The 16,295-nt window shown below is 67.8% G+C and carries 19 protein-coding genes and 6 pseudogenes; 11 read left to right on the top strand and 14 right to left on the bottom strand.

Annotation, left to right across the window (positions count from 1 at the left end):
- Positions 1–62 precede the first annotated feature (62 nt).
- Positions 63–546 (top strand): annotated as a pseudogene (locus tag ACGF1Z_RS34530) (hypothetical protein).
- Here ACGF1Z_RS34530 and ACGF1Z_RS34525 read toward each other — a convergent pair.
- Positions 539–850, bottom strand: a pseudogene (locus ACGF1Z_RS34525) (transposase); the annotation flags it as partial. The pseudogenes ACGF1Z_RS34530 and ACGF1Z_RS34525 sit on opposite strands and share 8 nt — an antisense overlap.
- Positions 851–1,117: 267 nt before the next feature.
- On the opposite strand from ACGF1Z_RS34525, the pseudogene ACGF1Z_RS34520 reads away from it, so the two are divergent.
- Positions 1,118–1,698, top strand: a pseudogene (locus ACGF1Z_RS34520) (IS5 family transposase).
- A gap of 21 nt (positions 1,699–1,719) precedes the next feature.
- Here the strand turns inward: ACGF1Z_RS34520 and ACGF1Z_RS34515 are convergent.
- Complete coding sequence (locus tag ACGF1Z_RS34515) at positions 1,720–2,157, bottom strand: hypothetical protein (protein WP_393010429.1); 438 nt, start codon at positions 2,155–2,157, stop codon at positions 1,720–1,722.
- Between the two features lie 103 nt (positions 2,158–2,260).
- On the opposite strand from ACGF1Z_RS34515, the pseudogene ACGF1Z_RS34510 reads away from it, so the two are divergent.
- From ACGF1Z_RS34510 to ACGF1Z_RS34495, 4 genes and pseudogenes are all read left to right on the top strand, one after another.
- Positions 2,261–3,076 (top strand): annotated as a pseudogene (locus tag ACGF1Z_RS34510) (IS5 family transposase).
- An 82-nt stretch (positions 3,077–3,158) separates the two neighbouring features.
- Entirely contained in the window at positions 3,159–3,542 is a 384-nt protein-coding gene (locus ACGF1Z_RS34505) for a DUF6193 family natural product biosynthesis protein (RefSeq protein WP_393010478.1), read from the top strand.
- 125 nt (positions 3,543–3,667) lie between these two features.
- Complete coding sequence (locus tag ACGF1Z_RS34500) at positions 3,668–4,294, top strand: DUF6000 family protein (RefSeq protein ID WP_393010427.1); 627 nt, start codon at positions 3,668–3,670, stop codon at positions 4,292–4,294.
- A 2-nt stretch (positions 4,295–4,296) separates the two neighbouring features.
- Positions 4,297–4,698, top strand: a complete 402-nt coding sequence (locus ACGF1Z_RS34495) for a DUF5958 family protein (RefSeq protein WP_108999122.1) — start codon at positions 4,297–4,299, stop codon at positions 4,696–4,698.
- 216 nt (positions 4,699–4,914) lie between these two features.
- Here ACGF1Z_RS34495 and ACGF1Z_RS34490 read toward each other — a convergent pair whose 3' ends face one another.
- Positions 4,915–5,313 (bottom strand): hypothetical protein, encoded by a 399-nt coding sequence (locus ACGF1Z_RS34490; RefSeq protein ID WP_393010425.1) that lies wholly within the window; start codon positions 5,311–5,313, stop codon positions 4,915–4,917.
- On the opposite strand from ACGF1Z_RS34490, the gene ACGF1Z_RS34485 reads away from it, so the two are divergent.
- Entirely contained in the window at positions 5,303–5,524 is a 222-nt protein-coding gene (locus ACGF1Z_RS34485) for a hypothetical protein (protein ID WP_393010423.1), read from the top strand. The genes ACGF1Z_RS34490 and ACGF1Z_RS34485 overlap by 11 nt on opposite strands.
- Before the next feature lie 137 nt (positions 5,525–5,661).
- Here the strand turns inward: ACGF1Z_RS34485 and ACGF1Z_RS34480 are convergent, their stop codons facing one another.
- Positions 5,662–6,342, bottom strand: coding sequence for a hemerythrin domain-containing protein (locus tag ACGF1Z_RS34480; RefSeq protein ID WP_393010421.1), 681 nt, complete (start codon positions 6,340–6,342; stop codon positions 5,662–5,664).
- Between the two features lie 278 nt (positions 6,343–6,620).
- Here ACGF1Z_RS34480 and ACGF1Z_RS34475 point away from each other — a divergent pair, with 278 nt between their 5' ends.
- Both ACGF1Z_RS34475 and ACGF1Z_RS34470 read left to right on the top strand, forming a co-directional pair.
- Positions 6,621–6,911 (top strand): transposase family protein, encoded by a 291-nt coding sequence (locus ACGF1Z_RS34475; RefSeq protein WP_393010419.1) that lies wholly within the window; start codon positions 6,621–6,623, stop codon positions 6,909–6,911.
- A complete protein-coding gene (locus ACGF1Z_RS34470) occupies positions 6,887–7,939 on the top strand; it encodes a transposase (RefSeq protein ID WP_393010417.1) in 1,053 nt (350 codons plus the stop codon). Before ACGF1Z_RS34475 ends, ACGF1Z_RS34470 begins: the two co-directional genes overlap by 25 nt.
- Positions 7,940–7,958: 19 nt before the next feature.
- Here ACGF1Z_RS34470 and ACGF1Z_RS34465 read toward each other — a convergent pair whose 3' ends face one another.
- Entirely contained in the window at positions 7,959–8,432 is a 474-nt protein-coding gene (locus ACGF1Z_RS34465; protein WP_393010414.1) for a hypothetical protein, read from the bottom strand.
- 188 nt (positions 8,433–8,620) lie between these two features.
- Between ACGF1Z_RS34465 and ACGF1Z_RS34460 the strand changes: the two are divergent.
- Positions 8,621–9,161 (top strand): annotated as a pseudogene (locus tag ACGF1Z_RS34460) (IS701 family transposase); the annotation flags it as partial.
- A 220-nt stretch (positions 9,162–9,381) separates the two neighbouring features.
- Here ACGF1Z_RS34460 and ACGF1Z_RS34455 read toward each other — a convergent pair.
- The 7 genes from ACGF1Z_RS34455 to ACGF1Z_RS34425 form a co-directional block, all read right to left on the bottom strand.
- On the bottom strand, positions 9,382–10,134 hold the full coding sequence (locus ACGF1Z_RS34455; protein ID WP_393010412.1) for an anti-sigma factor domain-containing protein: 753 nt from the start codon (positions 10,132–10,134) through the stop codon (positions 9,382–9,384).
- Entirely contained in the window at positions 10,118–10,675 is a 558-nt protein-coding gene (locus tag ACGF1Z_RS34450) for an RNA polymerase sigma factor (protein ID WP_393010410.1), read from the bottom strand. The genes ACGF1Z_RS34455 and ACGF1Z_RS34450 overlap by 17 nt, the downstream gene beginning before the upstream one ends.
- Before the next feature lie 47 nt (positions 10,676–10,722).
- Positions 10,723–11,430, bottom strand: coding sequence for a class F sortase (locus tag ACGF1Z_RS34445; protein ID WP_393010408.1), 708 nt, complete (start codon positions 11,428–11,430; stop codon positions 10,723–10,725).
- A 110-nt stretch (positions 11,431–11,540) separates the two neighbouring features.
- On the bottom strand, positions 11,541–12,377 hold the full coding sequence (locus tag ACGF1Z_RS34440) for a DUF4397 domain-containing protein (protein ID WP_393010406.1): 837 nt from the start codon (positions 12,375–12,377) through the stop codon (positions 11,541–11,543).
- 228 nt (positions 12,378–12,605) lie between these two features.
- On the bottom strand, positions 12,606–12,818 hold the full coding sequence (locus ACGF1Z_RS34435) for a DUF4287 domain-containing protein (RefSeq protein WP_393010404.1): 213 nt from the start codon (positions 12,816–12,818) through the stop codon (positions 12,606–12,608).
- 83 nt (positions 12,819–12,901) lie between these two features.
- Positions 12,902–13,579, bottom strand: a complete 678-nt coding sequence (locus ACGF1Z_RS34430) for a DUF998 domain-containing protein (RefSeq protein WP_393010402.1) — start codon at positions 13,577–13,579, stop codon at positions 12,902–12,904.
- Between the two features lie 45 nt (positions 13,580–13,624).
- On the bottom strand, positions 13,625–14,185 hold the full coding sequence (locus ACGF1Z_RS34425) for a dihydrofolate reductase family protein (RefSeq protein WP_393010400.1): 561 nt from the start codon (positions 14,183–14,185) through the stop codon (positions 13,625–13,627).
- 112 nt (positions 14,186–14,297) lie between these two features.
- Here ACGF1Z_RS34425 and ACGF1Z_RS34420 point away from each other — a divergent pair, with 112 nt between their 5' ends.
- Positions 14,298–14,945, top strand: a complete 648-nt coding sequence (locus tag ACGF1Z_RS34420) for a winged helix-turn-helix transcriptional regulator (RefSeq protein WP_393010398.1) — start codon at positions 14,298–14,300, stop codon at positions 14,943–14,945.
- A gap of 158 nt (positions 14,946–15,103) precedes the next feature.
- Here ACGF1Z_RS34420 and ACGF1Z_RS34415 read toward each other — a convergent pair.
- Together ACGF1Z_RS34415 and ACGF1Z_RS34410 are read right to left on the bottom strand one after the other, a co-directional pair.
- Positions 15,104–15,960 (bottom strand): annotated as a pseudogene (locus ACGF1Z_RS34415) (IS481 family transposase); the annotation flags it as partial.
- A 103-nt stretch (positions 15,961–16,063) separates the two neighbouring features.
- Positions 16,064–16,201 (bottom strand): hypothetical protein, encoded by a 138-nt coding sequence (locus ACGF1Z_RS34410; RefSeq protein WP_393010396.1) that lies wholly within the window; start codon positions 16,199–16,201, stop codon positions 16,064–16,066.
- Positions 16,202–16,295 lie beyond the last annotated feature (94 nt).

Raw genomic sequence — 16,295 nt, 5'->3', positions numbered from 1 at the left:
TGTCTTTGGTCAAGGAAAACGGGGGTGCGTCGGGTCTCGGTGGGCCGGGGCAGCATGGCGGGGTGGCTGATCTGCTGTGGGATGACGTGAAGTGCTTCTTCGACCTTGACTTGATGGGGTCGTTGCCGGATGTGCGTGTCCCGGATGCCTCGGTGGAGGGCTGGCAGGCGGTCCTTGATCTGGTCGCGGAGAAGGGCTGGAAGTGCCAGTACTCCGAGGGAGGAACAGTGCTTCCGGTGCCCCGGGCGGAGGCCGTGCTGTCCCGTCCGGCGGATGCCGAGTGCCCGGACCTGCGGGTCTGGCCGGCGCCCGATGTGCTGGCGATCTTCCGTTTCCATGCTGCCGATGAAGTCGACTTCGATGTCGACCTGCGGGAGTTGCAGGACCAGGCGCGACTTGTTGTGTTCTGCGGGTTCCTTCGGGAGATCGGAGCGGCTGGGCGAGCCGGTGCTGATGGACCCGGAAGGCGACGATGGCCATCCGGTGCTTGGCTTCGACGTCGAGGCCGATCGAGTCGTTGTCCTCGCAGACCCGCTGGTCAGGTGACTACGGCCGATGGCTGGGGTTCGTAGAAGGTTCCGTCGCGGAGCATGGTGAAGAGGACATTGGCTCGTCGGCTGGCAAGGAAGAGCAGGGCCGGGGTGTGGTGCTTTCCCTGGGTGATCTTCGTGTCGTAGTAGGCCCGGGATGAGTCACCCAGGGCGGCGAATGCGGAGAGAGAAGGCTCGTTTGAGCTGCTTGCTTCCTTGTCTGGAGGGCTGTTTGCCGCGGATCGAGGAGCCCGAGCTCCGGGTGGCAGGGGCGGGTCCGGCTTAGCGGCGAGGTGGTCCGCGGTCGGGAAGGTGCTGCCGTCACCAGGATGCGGGCTCAGTCAGCGAGGGTCGCCACGATGCGGGGCGCGTTCTCGTTCTTGCGGATGTCGGTGCAGATCTCGGTGTCCCTGGCTCCCGGCATTCCGAGCTGTACTGCGGGCCCCTTGGCTCTTGGCCTCGAGGACACACGGCCCTGCGCCGACGAGGCGACGACCAGGACCAGCCGGACGGCGGTACTCCACCCGCAACTCTATTTGGCTCTCTAAGACCGTGTCCTATGTGGTGAGGCAGTCGTTGAGGACGTCATAGGGCGGGGCACGTGGAGTTGGATTGTTCCAGACGGACTGTGGGAGATTGCGAAGCCGCTGATCCCACCGTCGAAGGTGCGGCCGCACGGTGGCGGAACGCAGGACACGCCTGATGAGACGCTGTTCGCCGCGATCATCTACGTCCTGGTCAGCGGCTGCGCCTGGCGGGCCTTGCCACCCTGCTTCGGGATATCGAAGTCCACCGCCCATCGCCGGTTCCTGATCTGGTCACGGGCCGGGGTGTGGGGCCGGCTGCACGAGGAGATCTTGCACCGCCTCGACGACGCCGACCTGCTCGACCTGTCCCGCGCCGTCCTCGACTCCGCCCACGTGCGGGCGAAAAAGGGGGCGAACTCACCGGTCCGAGCCCCGTGGACCGGGGCAAGCCGGGTTCCAAGATGCACGTCCTGTCGGACGCGAACGGACTGCCCCTCGTCGTCGGTGTCACCGCGGCCAACGTCCACGACAGCCAGGCCCTGAACCACCGCTACGAACGCCATCCCCGCAACTACCTGGCCTTCCTCGGTCTCGCCGCAGCCATCTGCTGCTACAAGCGACTCGTCCGCCTCACCACATAGGACACGGTCTAAGACGGTGTCTCACGTGGCGATCTCGTCCGCTGCGGAGCCATAGGTGGTGCGGACGGGCACAGCCGTCGTGGACGGCCAGCTCAGGTGGCCGTCCACGACGGCCGGGAGAGACGTGGGCATCTCGTCGGTGACCCAGGCGAACTCCAGGGCCGCGAGCGTGGCTCCGCGGTCCGTCCATACGAGGATCTCGCCAACGTAGGCGCCGGACAGGCTATGGACGTGCGCGTCGACGGGCACGAGCTCTGTCGCCAGTGCTGCGTGCTCGCACGGTTCCCGGACCTGCAGATCGACGCTGACGGAATCGGGCCCCCAGACGGCGATCGCCTCGGTGCGGTCCAGCTGACTCCGCAGTTGCGACGAGCCGACGAACTCCGCCGACAGGATGTGTTCAAGTACTGCGCGCTCGTCGGCGTTCAACGGTCGCGGGTCGATGGAAAGAGGTGCCATGCGCCCATTCTGAGGTGACGGGGCAACCCGCCCAACGCTCCACCGGCCGTCGCCGGGGTGGCCGGGGTGGCCGGGGTGGCCGGCAGCGGCATCATGATCGTTCATGGGTGGGGATCTGTCGCAGCGGCTCGTGCCGGATGATCTATGGGCCATGGTCGAGCCGGTACTGCCGCCCTTCCGCTCGCGGCCCGCAGGGCGGTGGCACCGCACCGATCGACCAACGTGCCGTGTTCACGGCCGTCGTGTACGTGCTGGCCAGGGGGTGCGCATGGCGGTATCTGCCACCGACATTCGGGGTATCGCCGGCGACGGCTCACCGGAGGTTCTCCGTCTGGACCGCCTCCGGAGTGTGGCGTCGGCTGCACCGCGTGGTGCTGGACGAGATCGGAGCCCGTGGCGGACTCGACTGCTCCGTGATCGCCGATGTCGCCTGGGTGCGCGCGAAGAAGGGGGTCCCCTGACGGGACCGAATCCGGTCGACCGAGGCAAAGCGGGCAGCAAACTGCACGTTCTGACCGACGCGCAGGGACTGCCCGGGGTCATCGGGGTGTCCGCCGCAAACGTCAACGACGTCCAAGCGCTTCGCCCGCTCATCCTCGGGATCCCGGCCGTCCGCTCGCGCCGCGGCCCTCGCCGGCGACGTCCCGACAAGGTCCGGGCCGACAAGGCGTACCACTCCGCCGGCAACCTGGCGTGGCTGCGCGAACGCCACATCACTCCACGGATCGCCCGACCGTGCGTGAAGTCCTCCGAACGCCTCGGCAGGCACCGATGGAAGATCGAGCGATCGATCTCCTGGCTTTTCGGGTATCGCCGCCTGACCATCCGCTACGAACGCAAGGGCAGCCACTTCCTTGCCTTCCTCGGGCTCGCGGCAGTCATGACCTGCTACAAGAAGCTCGCCAAGATCACCACGTGAGACACCGTCTAAGAACCCCACCGACAAGCCCGCCAAGCCGCCGACCGAATAGGACCAGTCTGACGACGTGGGGCTGCGGGCAATGCCACTTGTTCGAAGCCCCGCGATCTTGGAAGATCGGCCCATGCCTGAAGCTCCTGACATTCCGACTGCCTGGCGCCAGCTACTGCAACGAACCCCGGGAACCCGGCAAGGGGATCCATTGGTGGTCGAAGCCGCGCACGCCCAGCCGAAACTCCGCGGCTTCTACCCGTGGCCGAGCCACGGCACGTTGAAGTTCCTGCGATCTGCCCCGCCATGGGACGGGGACCACGACGACCTGCCTTACATCGTCTGCGGCGGACCGCCCTACAAGGTCTACACCTCCGCCTACTCCACCCTCCTCGGCGAAGCAGCGACACCAGAGGAAGCCGCCGCCCTCGTCGTGGCTCACCTGCCGTCAGGCAACACGATCTTGGACGAGTGAGTCAGGCCAGGGCCTGGGGAATTACGTGACCGCAGCCCTGGGGAATTACGCGACCGTCGACGGGTCCGTTGAGGCAGTCGGCAAACCTGTGGCACATGAGTACCGTCCCGGGCCAGGATGCGGCTATGCGTGATGTCCAGAGCGATCCCGAGTTGCAGGATCTGGTTCGGCGGTTCGTCACGCCTGATCGGCGATACCTTCGGTTGGGCGGGAGCGTTTTCCGGTTGAGCCCGGTCGAGCGCTCCGCGTTTGTGCGGGTTCTGGCTCAGGCTGCGTACGAAATCACTCCGGCGGAGCTCGGCGTCCTCTTCGAGGGTGGATGGCGCGAGCGCAAGACTGCCGCCTGGCTGGTTGCTGTGGCCCACAGGTCCGAGTTCCGCGAGCTCATAGGCCGGCTCCTGCTGGCCAGCGAGGGGCCGTATGCGGGCGCGGCATACTGCGTCGCCCTTGCGAAGTTCGGCACTGCAGCGGATGCCGAACTGCTCAGCGCATACCTTGATCACTACTTGTCGCGTCCCGACCTCGACTACGACCAGGCAGTCGTCCTTGGGACGCTTCTGTACCTCGATGAGTTTCTCGGCTCCGAGTACACGACACGGTTCCTTGCCCCGGCCGGTCCCTGGGACCGATGGCTCGAAGTCCGGGCCCTGGCGGCTCTCGACCCGCATGACTGCCGGCAGGACGTGCAGCAACTGTGCGATTTCGTCGACGAGACCGCTGAGTTCTTCTCCTCGCTGGCCTGCGGGAGCTGATCATGACCGAGCGGGACATCATCCTCAACGAACTCGCCCAAGGACTGCGCCCGATGTCACAGGGCATCGAGTGGTTCGACACCCACAGCCCGGAGGAGCAGGCCGAGATACTCCTGTTCCTGCGCCACCACTGCGTGCAGGCGCGCGCCGTCACCGAAGACGGACCGGAGAGCATCCGACGTGCCGGGCTGCGCCCGACGCACACCCCGGCGGTCTTGATCACCTGCGGCCCGATCGACCAGCAACTGGGGAAGATCGCCGGCCTCACCCCTGTCGACGAACGACGCAAGGCGTTCCGGCTACTGGTCGAGGTCCTCGCGGTCGCAGACGAACGGCGCCGCGAACGCTTCTGCTCCGGCGGATGCGGTCACTGGTGGCACAACCTGCCCGTCGCCGACGGGTGAGGACGAGTCCCCCGCCGCTGGCCTCCGCCCCTGGACTCCATGTGCGGCAAGACGGACTGACGGCAGTGTTCATGCGCTCGTGTCGTCGGCGGCGGAGCCGATCACCGCGCGCAGGGCCTGCAAGGCGTCATCGTATTGGTGGCGGTCGAACTGGAACGGACCGAATGCCACGTAGTCGCGGGTCTTGCGGTGGGGTTGCTCGAAGGCGTCCCAGGTTTACGAGATCCGCGGTCGCGGTGATGCGGGCCATGAGCGGCCAGCACCCCACTCACCGCATTCACAACCGAGGACGGGGATCTTCGGCCCCATCGCGCTGGTGGACAGTCCGAGGAAGTGGTCCTGCATCGGGCCGAACCGGAAGAACTCCGGAATCAGACCACCGTAGGCATCACCTGCAGGCTGCATCCCGGCCGCGATCTCGTACTCATCGATCAGCTCGGTGAGTGGTGCTCCGTCGATGTGAGGGACGACCACGAGCGGACCCCTGTCGCCACGGTGCTGGCAATCGAACCGGATCTCATTGCTGATCATCCGCGATTGTCTCAGCGACCCTGCTCCCTCCTTCTGCGCGGGGTGCGTCGGGGCCTTGCGCGACATGCCGAGGTTGATCGCCACGCTGCCGGGCGCGGAGTCGATCTGGTCGATTCTGGATTCGGCGCCGGCGGACGCGCAGGCCCTCCATTTCGCCGAGCCAACCCTCTTTCTCGGCTTCGGCGATGCGGGCGAGGAGGTTGTCGCGGATCTCCTCCAATCGGCCGCGCTGGGGCCGGGTCCGGCCGAAGGACGAGCAACGAACGCAAGCGTGTTCATGAACACAAGGGCTTGAAAAGGGCGCGACCGCAGGTTGATGGGGCTCCCTGGATTTCCTCACCTCACGCTCGGGTGTTCCTCGGAGCTGCTCGCGCTGTTCCCCGCCTGCAGTGGAAGGGCCTGGAACCCGCCCTGCCACGCGTGGGATCGGTGCTACACCCGCGGGACAGCAGCGTCGCTCCGACGGACGCGGGTGGTGGTGCGGTCGTAGAGCCGGGTGCCGAGGGTGCGCCACAGCACGCGGGCCGGAGCGGGCATCTGTGACAGGAACAGTCGGCGTTCCTGCGCGGTCGCGTCCTCGAGGATCGCTCCGAGGAAGACCAGGAGCTTGGCCTTGGGGACGCTGCGGCGTCCGCGTTCACCGACTTCGGTCCATTCGCGGGGCGTGATGTGGTCGGCCATCAGGGGCAGGAGGTGTTCTTCCTCGTCGTCCATGTGGTCGGCGGCGTGCCGGTCGAGCACGCGCAGGGCTCCGGCGAGGCGCAGGGCAGTGTCACGGTCAGTCCGGGTGCGCCAGTGGTGCGACAACTCGGTAGCCGTGGCGAGCGCGCCGGCGATGGCCTCGTGCTGGTCGGCCATCCGCGCGACCACGTCCTCGCCGGGAGCGGCGCGCTTGCGCAGCTTGGGCCACAGCAGGTGGTCCTCCCCCTCGTGGTGTTCGCCCAGGGCGCCGAGGACCAGGTCAAGGTGGTCGGCGAGCACAGCGGTGCGCCGCCGGTCGCCCGGGACGGCAGCCTCGATCAGGTCGGCCAGGAGCGGTATCTCGCGGCGAAAGACCCGGTGCAGGACGACCATCTCCTGTGGGTCCAGACGCTCGTTGGTGGTGGCGGGCATCAGGGTCCGTTTCTGTGAGGGAACAGTGATCACTCCGGGAAGCCGCAGCTTAGTCACGTCGACCCTGCCACCCGCAATCAGGCCAGGCCCCCCGCCCCCGCTGTGATCCGATCCGAGCGCCCGCCTCCTTGCTCACTGAAGTCCTCACTTGCTTCAACAGACGACCATCTGAGGAGTTGAGAGCGAGGCCGGGGAAATTCGAGACTCTGACCGCAGTTCCGTGAATCCCCAGGTCAGGGGGTGCGTGAAGGAACGTTCCGGCAGGGCATCCATTGCTGGTGGGGGTTTACTCGCTGGATGATGTGCTGTTTCCGGATGTCGACGTGCGTTTGGAGGGTGTGGAGTTCACGGCGGACATCCTGGTCGTCGTGGCGGCTGCGTGCGGTCCGCCGCCCAGATGCCCGGAATGCAACGCCAGGGCTCGACGGGTGCATTCCTGCTACGAGAGGCGCCTGGCCGAGCGGCCTTTGGCCGGGAGAAGGCTACTGGTCAGGCTGCGCGTCCGACGATTCTTCTGCGACGGGCCACGTGCCGGCGGCGGACCTTGGTCGAACAGGTCAGTGGCCTGAGCGAGCGCTACCGTCGCTCCAGCCTCGGGCTGAAGACATGGCTCCGCCGACTCGCGGTCGAGCTCGGCGGCCGGGCCGGCGAACGGCTGTGCCGTCGCCTGCATCTCGTCACAGGACGGACGCGGCTGCTGGGACTTCTGCAGCCCCCGATGGTGCCGGAACGGTCCCCGCGGGTCCTCGGCGTCGACGAGTTCGCCTTTCGCAAGGGCCGCAGGTACGGAACCATCCTGGTCGACGTGGAGGCCGGCCAGGTCGTGGACGTCCTGCCCGACCGCACCTCCGAGACCTTGGCCGCCTGGCTGCGCAACCATCCCGGCGCCGAGATCATCTGCCGAGACCGGGCCTCGGCCTACACGCGGGCAATCAAGCAAGCGGCCCCCGACGCCGTGGAAGTCGCCGACCGCTGGCACCTGCTCCAAAACCTCGCCGCCGCAGTGGAGAAGACCTGCCACCAGCACCGCGCCTGCCTGCGCAAATCGGCCGACGAGGAGACCGGCCACATCCGAGAGGCACCACCGCCCATACAGGTCCCAGTCCACGAATTACCCCGGACCCAGATCGTCGAACGGACCCGGCACCGCTACACCGACGTCCAGAAACTCGTTGCGGCTGGCTGGACGATCAGCGCCATCGCCCGTCGTCTCCACCTCGACCGCAAGACCGTCCGACGGTTCCGCGACACTGACCTCGACCAGTTGCTCGCCTCCGCCAACCAACGACGCCCGGCAGGAGTGCTGGAACCGTTCAAGCCATACCTCAATACCCGGTTCACCGAGAGTCTCGGCCAGGTCAGCGGTAGCCGCCTCTTCCTGGAGATCCAGGAACGCGGCTACCGAGGCAGTCGCCAGGCCCTGCTCGACCACCTCGACGAGCCGGTCGAGCCGGTCGAGCCGCTCATATTCAGGGTCGTCGTCCAACGAGGCCAAGCTCCAGGTAACGGAGTCGTTGTGTCAACGGCTCTGGTCTCGGATCATGCGGCGGAGGCTGGTGCGGGCCGCGGCGAGTCGTCCTCAAGCTCTGACGAATAGCGTCCCTGGCTGTGCCTCACTAGTCCCTTTGCGTGGGGCACAGCCACGCCCGGATGTCGTACCGCTCAACGAGCGTCTGCTCCTCGGTTGGAGGGCACCGCCAGGCCCTCACCTCGTAGTCTCCGTCATCAGGAAGTACCAGCACGGGGCCGGGCTCCCTCCCCTCGACGTTGACCAGGGCGAGCTCTCTGTCTGGGACCGAGATCAGGGACGCGCCAAGAGTCACGCCTTGGCCGTCCGGGGCGGGACCGGCCCAGACGGAAAGCGCGACACCAACGCGTCCGCTCGCCGAGGCGGGGATGCCAACGGCCTCTCCGTTCCCTTGGACTCCATCTCCCTCAGGGACGGCAGAAGTGATGTCAGCTCCTGGACCGCTCCCGGCGACGAGCCAGAACTCCCCATGAGTCACCCACAACGCATCGAACACCACGTCCCAGGGCTGCTTCCCGGGGAAGACCACGCTGCTGTCAAAGGCCGGTTCAATGTCATCCACGGTCAAGACCTAAGCGATCGTCATTCGGCGACGCCTGCCCACGCCGCGCCTCCCCTCCCGCACGACGGTCCCGGCGTGTGGGGGACGTTGGACTGCGCAAGGAGGACGGGCCCCGGCGCTGGGCGTAAGGGCGCGGCTCCCTCAAAAGGTCGCGATGGCCCGGGCCACGGTCCGCCGGGCGGTCGAGGCGGACCGAGCTGGAGCGGGCGGATTGTCTTCCACGTCATGGCCACCACCCGCCACGACACCGTCGTCGACCGGTGGTCCATCGGCCACCCCGTCCACGAGCTGTTTGACGATCTGCCCCGGCAGAAGTGGGGCGCCGGTCCTGCGGGAACGGCTCGCACGGGCCCCGTGTTCGACTGGGCCAGAGTCGAGGTCCGGCCCCGGCACCGGGAGGACCGGCGGCACTGGGTGATTGCTCGCCGCAGCGTGAGCCGGCCCCAGGAGATCTCCTACTACATCGCCCACTGCCCCGCCGACACCACACTTGACCAGCTGATCTGTGTCGCCGGGGCCCGGTGGGCGGTCGAGGAGTGTTTCCAGAGCGCCAAGGGCGAGTGCGGTCTGGACGATTACCAGGTCCGGCGTTATCCCGGCTGGCACCGGCACATGACCCTGGCCATGGCCGCCCATGCCTGCCTGACCGTTCTGCGGGCCCGCGGGCTCGATGCCGATAAAGCAGAAACGGATCCTCCGGCCTTGTCCCCCTCAGGCTTCCCGAGCTAAGAGGCTGATCCACCACCTCACCCACCGCCGGCCGGCCTCGGTCGGCCATGTCCTGCACTGGTCGACCTGGCGACACCGACGCCAGCACCAAGCCCGCATCAGCCACTACAAACAACGTGGCCACACACCACCAGAAACTGCCCAACCATCACGTCAAAGACCGTTGCAGTACTGGTGATCGGGCTGCTCGCGGTGGTGGTGATACGGGGAGGCGGTGGCTTCAGCTGGTGTAGGTGCCTCGGACGATGCTGTCGCCGGAGTGGTCCGGCTTGCCGTTGTAGGCCTGGACGGAGACGTCCACGACCGGGTACTCGTTCAGATCGATGGTGGCGGGGACGGGCAGGGTGGCGTGCCCGTCGGGGCCGAGGACTCCCATGGAGACCAGCTTGGTGTGAGTGCGGTCCATGAGCCAGACCTCGAAGTATCCGGTCGTCTTGGGAAGGCCCTTGACGGTGATCTCCAGCGAGCGCCGCTGGGTGGTGTCCTTGAGGCTGGCGTAGCCGACCGAGGAGGGGCGCAGGGAGTCCAGGGGTTTGCCGTCGGCGACGGCCTGGACCGCTGGTGTGGGGGGGCGGGTGAGCCACCAGGTCAGCGCGCTGCCGGAGGCGGCGCCGAGCAGCGCGGCGCAGGCGGCGAGGACCAGGGTGTTGCGGCCCATGCGTCGCCCTACGTTCAGGCGAGGCCGTCCTGCCGAAGAGGCGGCGCCCGAGTCGGGTGCCGGGAGCGGGTTGCGGCTCGGGACCTGGCCGTCAGAGACCTGCAGTTCGGCGGCGATGGCCTGCCAGAGGTCGTCCGGTGGGGCAAGCAGGTCGTGTTCCGCGGGGGCGGGGGTTTTCATGGTGGTCACGATGCGGCGGAGGTTGTCGTACTCCTTGCGGCAGGGCTCGCATTCGTGCAGGTGGAGAGAGGTCCAGGGGTCGGTTTCCTCACCGAGGGCCATCATCGCCAGGGTTTCTTCATCGGTGTGCTTCACCGTCCACCTCCAACCGCTTCTTCAGCCGCATCAGACCACGCCGGGTATGACTTTTCACCGTTCCCAGTGGCAGGCCCGTGTGCTCGGCGATCTGCGACTGGGACAGATCGTCGTAGAAGGCCATCTTCAAAACGAGCTGCTGCTGATCGGGCAGCTCTTCCATCTCGCGGGTCAGCACCATGTGGTCCAGCAGGGTCTCGGTCACGGGCGTGGGCTGCGTCGGCATGGCGGCCTCCGCGGTGGCGGCCTCGATGCTGCGCAGATGGCGGGAGCGCTTGTCGAGGGCGTCGGCGATCTTCTTGTAGGTGATGCCCATCAGCCAGGTCTTCAACGAGCCGCGGCTCGCATCGAATGTGCCCCGGCTGTTCCACGCACCGACGAACACCTGCTGGGTGATGTCCTTGGCTTCTTCCGGATCACCGACCTTGCGGGTGGCGACGGTGTAGACGAGCGCGCCCCAGCGACGGTATGCCTCGGCCAGGCACGACTCGTCGCCCTTGGCGAACCCGTCGCCCAGGTCGTCATCGGTCACGGTGGTCACAGCGGCCACACTAGCCGCCAGCACCCGTGCCCCACCCCACACTGCTGTCATTTGGCTGCCTCCACCGCAGTGACGACCAGATTGTTCTGGTATCCGCCCGCGTCCGGCAGGTAGGGGCCGGCGCAGGTGATCAGCGTCAGTACCGGGCGCCCCTCCCGGCGAAACGCATCCGAAGCGGGCAGAGCCTTCTTGCCCACGGTGCGGCGCGCGGTGATCTCATAAGCCACGGTGCTGCCGTCCTCGCGCCCGATCAGCACCCGGTCCCCCTGGCGGACCTCGTTCAGAGCGTTGAGGACGCCCAGGCCCCGGCCCTTGGCATCGACATGGCCGACGATCACGGAAGAACCCGTGTCGGAGCCGGGTGCGGGTGAGAAGCGGTACCAGCCGACCCGGTCGGGATCGGGCGGAACCTCCGTCTGGCCGTCCTCAGCCACACCCACCGGATCAACCGGAGCACTCAGGCCCAGGCGCGGAATCGACAACTTCTGCGGCGGCGAGACGCGTGAAGGGCCGGCGTTGACAGCAGAGGGCGAACCGGTCGCTGCGCTGGTGGGCCGTGCGGGGGGCGGTGCAGGCGTGCTGGTCACCGGCGGCAGGGCGGAAGCCGTACCGGCCGGAGTGCTTCCGAAGTCGGCGGCCCTCCCAGGCTCTTCACGCACGATCAGGACGAGGAACACCGCGCACAGCAGGACACCGAGGAGTACGGCAGTCACTCCGAGGGCCTTGCGAGGTGCCATCCTGCGCGTGCTGGTCATGGTCCGCCTTTCCGGCGTGAGGGATGTCGGGTGGTGCGGTCACCCGGATGGACGGGGATGATCGGGATGACCGCACCACATGACGTGTTCGAAACGGGGCAGTCCGGGGATCAGGCGGCGTCGGTGCGGCGGCGCAGGAAGTACCCGCCGGCCCCCAGGGCCAGGACCGCGCCGGTGCCCAGAGCGCCCAGGGCGACGTCGCTGTTCCCGCCCGCCGCCTGGCCGGTCTCGCCGGCGGGCACGCCGTTCGGCGCGGAGTGCATGCCGGTGATCGTCTGGGTCTTCAGCGCGAGGTTCTTGTCCGTCGCGCTGCCCCAGGCGTAGACGATCGTGTTGCTCCCCTCGGCCAGATCCAGCTTCGCCGGACCGATCGCCACCGTGTCGGTGCCGGCGAGCACGACGTCGGCGTTCACGGTGCCGGCCGCCACCTCGGCCGTGGCCTCCTTGGGGTTCTCCAGACCCTTGAACACCGGGGTTCCGCCCGCGCGGACGTCGACCGCCGGGGCCGCTGCCACGTGGCGGACGGTCAGCCTGGCCTTGCCCGCCGGCACCTTGGAGGTGTCGTTGACGAACGCGTCGAGGGCGGGCTTGCCGTCCGCCGTCAGGTGGGCGACCAGCGTCGCGTTCGCTCCGGCCGGCACGTCGACGGTCTTCTCGATCACCGGGGTGCCCTTAGGGCCCTCACCGTCCTTGAAGACCTTGATGTCGTAGGAGCCGGCGTCCAGCTTCAGCGGGTCGGTGAGCGTGCCCGGCTTGAAGTCCGGCAGGAGTTCCTTGTCCCCCGCGAACACGTCCACGGTCAGGCCCGGCACGGCGTGCAGGACCGACACCGTGGCCTGCCCGTCGGCCTCGGCCTGCGGCTGGGCGAACGCGGGAGCGCCGGCGGTGACGGACAGTGCGACGGCAACAGCGGCGGTGAGAGCCGCACCAGCGGAACGAGCGGTCATGACGATCATCCCCATCATCCGGTCGAGAAGGTCTCGAACTCTGTGTGAGGAGGCATTCCGCCACGACCAGCCAACTGGTTGCACCCGATGCTTGAAGTCTTTACTTCGCGTCGTCTGCCGCCCTGCCCCCGCCCGGCAGGACAGCACACGCAACCCGGGGCATGCGAGAAGCCGCTGGTCTGCCCCCTGTAGCCGCTGGTCTGCCCCCTGTACGGGATTACGCGCGGTTCACTGTCCAGTGTCCTCGGCGAGGGTGTGCGCGACGAGCGCATTGGCGTGGCCGTGGCCCAGACCGTGCTCGGCCTTGAGCCAGGAGACCAGTTCCATGTGCTTGGTCAGGGGCGAGGCCCTGATGGCGTCTTTCCACTCCGCGATCGGGCGGCCGTACTTCTTCTCGATCGAAGGGAAGTAGCCGGCAGGGCCCTTCACCGGTTCAGTCATGTCGCAGTGTCCCGTCTATCCGTGCGTAGTGATCTTGGATTGTCGCGTTGCTTTCGCCTGACCTGCAAGCCGCAGGGGCGTGCCTACCGCTGTGTTGTCGGCGCGGCGGTGAGAAGCCGGGCCGACACTGCGGTGAGCCAGAGGAGGCCGAGTCCCGCTCCGGCGGTGAAGGCCATGACGGTGACGGAGGAGCCCGCGAAGCCGGCGAGGACTCCCACCGGCACCAGGCGGCAGACGAGGGCCCAGCCGCGCTGACGGCGGATGGCGAAGTGCCGGGCGAACACGAGGCACGCGGCGCACAGTGCGAGGTAGCCGACCGTGCCGCTGAGCATGTGGACGGTGCCGTGTGCACTCAGTGAGACGACCCGGCCCTCGGGGGCACCGGCGGGGAACCCGGCCCCCGGATCGGCGGGGAAGACCCCGGCGAGGAGGAACGAGGCGCCGAGCACCCCGAGCAGCCGGGGCGCCCAGGTGCCGCCGGGTCCATCGCCCAGTGTCCGGCGTATCGCGATCGCGCCGCCGATCACCAGCAGGCCGGTAAGCAGGAAGACGCTGACCTGGATCCAGCCGAGGCTGCCGAGGCTGAGCTGGCTCAGGGCGTTGCGGGTGAAGTCGAACCCGTCCCGGGTCAGGCCCTGGGCCAGGCCCGCGGCGAGGAAGAGCGGGCCTGCTGCGATGCCGGCGGCCAGCTGGAGCCGTGGTGCCGGGCGGGCCGGGGCCACGTCGAGGCCGGCGGCCGGCGCGTCGAGCGTCTGGGACACGTGGAGGTCTTTCCTGGTCGCGGGTGGACGGAACGGTCTGGCGGGTCAGCGGGGCTGGGGGGTGTAGTGGGCTTCGATGACGCCGTTGGCGAAGGCCCGCGTGGCCGCCAGGTGCATCGGGATCTGCTCGCCGTCGGCGAGGGTACGGCCGATGCCAGCGATGACGGGGGCGATCTGCAGGTAGAGGTCGTCCAGCAGGCCGTTGCTCATGAGCCACTGGACGAGCGTGATGCTGCCGCCGACGTTGATGTTGCCGCCGGACTGCTGCTTGAGGGCCCGGATCTGGCCGGCGATGTCGTCACCCGTGATCAGGCGGCTGTTCTGCCACTGACCGACCTCGGTGAGAGTGGAGGAGACGACGTACTTCGGCGCGGCGTTCAGCCAGTCGGCAGTGGGCACCTGCTCGTTGGTGACGTGCGGGAAGAACGAGCTCCACATCTCATAGGTGCTGCGGCCCAGCAGGGCGGTGTCGGCATCATCGAACAGCCGTGTCACCGCCTCGGCCGCCTCACCGGTGTTGTAGGGCATGCCCCACTTCTCCGGGCCTTCCACGACGCCGTCCAGCGAGACGAACAGTCCGGCCACGATCTTGCGTCCTGCTGTCATGTGATCACTCCTCATGAGAGTCCCTCGGCGAACTTGCGACATCCGAACAAGAAGTGAGCTTGTCTTTTGCAAGTGAACTTTGTCAACAGAACCTTGCATTACGATGTGCATCATGGCGACTCGCGAGTACGGACAGTTCTGCGGCCTGGCCCGCGCGATGGAGATGGTTGGCGAACGGTGGGCCATGCTCATCGTCCGCAACCTGCTCAGCGGGCCCCAGCGCTATACGGACCTGCGCAACGGCCTGCCCGCCATTCCCACCAACGTCCTGTCGACCCGCCTCAAGCAGCTCGAAGAGGCCGGACTGGCGACCCGCCGGGCGTTGTCCCACCCCGCGCGCGCAGTCGTTTACGAACTCACTGACTACGGACGTGATCTCGAACCCGCGCTGATCGCGCTAGGACGCTGGGGCGCCCGGACGATGACGGCGCCCCGCCCCGGCGAGGCCATCACCGCGGAGTCGGTGGCCATGTCCTTCCGCACCACCTACCGGCCCGAAGCGGCGCAGGGCGGCACCGTCGGCTTTGAAGTCCGCATGGGCGACTTCACCATCCGCCTGCAGGTCACCGATGGCGAACTGGCTGTCGACATCGGCACGCACCCGGCTCCGGACCTCGTCATCGAAAGGCTTGCCGACCAGGCGATCATGGAACTGATGAGCGGCAGCAAGGCCCCTGCCGAAGCAGTCTCCGAGGGCAGTGTGCGTCTGGAAGGAGATCCCGCTTTGCTCAGCCGGTTCGCGGAGATGTTCCGCTTCTGATGAACGCCACCGCACCACCAGCCCCGAAGGGGCACCGGAGAACCTGGTCCGAACGCACCGTGGGACGCAAGGGTGTCCGTCTGTCCTGCCGCGACCGGGGCAGCTCGGGGCCGCCCATCGCACTGCTGCACGGCCTCGCCGGACACGCCGGCGAATAAGTCTGCCAGGGCTTCGGTCCGCTCGTCGTTTGAGGTGTAGGGCCGCTGGTAGGCCCATTCGTCGAGCAGGGTGCGCTTGAAGCGTTCGACCCTGCCGTTGGTCTGAGGCCGGTAGGGACGGGTGAGTTTGCCGGTGGCGCCGAGGTCGGCCAGGGCGTTCTTCCAGGCCAGGCCCTTGCGGTAGGCCCAGGCGTTGTCGGTCAGCACCCGCTCGATGCGGGTGATGCCATGGTCGTGGAAGAAGGCGGCCGCGCGGGTGAGGAAGCCCGCGCAGGTCGCGACCTTCTCGTCGGGGTGGATCTCGCTGTAGGCGAGGCGGGAGTGGTCGTCGACGGCGGAGTGGACGTCGTCGAAGCCCATGCCGCGGACCGGGCGGCCGGCCTCGCGGCCGTTGTCCTGTGGCCGCCGCCGTCGGGGATCCGACCGAGTTTCTTCACGTCCACGTGGATCAGCTCGCCGGGCCGGTCGCGTTCGTAGCGGCGGATCACGACTCCGGTCGGCCGGTCCAGCCAGGCCAGCCGGTTCAGGCGGTGGCGGGTCAGGATCCGGTGCACGGTGAAGGCGGGCAGTCCCAGGATCGGCCCGGTCCGGGCGGGCCCGAGCTTGCGGGTCCGCCGCAGCCCGCCGACGCGGTCCTCGAGCGCAGCCGGGGTCCGGTGCGGGGTCGTGCGAGGCCGGCTCGGCCGGTCATGCAGCCCCGCATCGCCCTCGGCCCGCCACCGGCGGATCCACTTGTGGGCCGTAGCCCGCGAGATGCCCATCTCGGCCGCCACATGAGCGACCGGACGGCCCGAACAGGCACGTTCGACCAACAGCCTCCTACCGAAGACCGTCAGCCGGGCATTACAGTGGACCACGAAGACCTCCGTGCGGTGAGTTCCTAGACAGCTCCCACCACACCGGAGGTCTTCGCCATGTCCAAGTCCAGACCAGTGTCGACAACGCTCGTGATCAATACACCTAGGCGGCGCGGCCGTCCCAGATCCACGCCATGTGACCGTGGTCCAGTTCGCGTCCCATGATCTTCGTTGGGGACATGCTCGCGTGCTGGATCTCCACCACGCATTCGTCGGCCCCGATCAGGTCGGAGCCCAGCACTAGGGCCTGTTGCGAAAGTGCTGGTCACAGCCATTCGTTGATGGCTGCGACCAGCACTGTCGCTTCGTAACGGACGGCGAGTTTGTCGTACCGG

The sequence above is a fragment of the Streptomyces sp. NPDC048018 genome, from assembly GCF_043202995.1.
In the GTDB taxonomy this organism is placed as follows: domain Bacteria; phylum Actinomycetota; class Actinomycetes; order Streptomycetales; family Streptomycetaceae; genus Streptomyces.
Note: the sequence above shows the minus strand (reverse complement) of the source record. Positions and strands in the feature narration are given on the sequence as shown.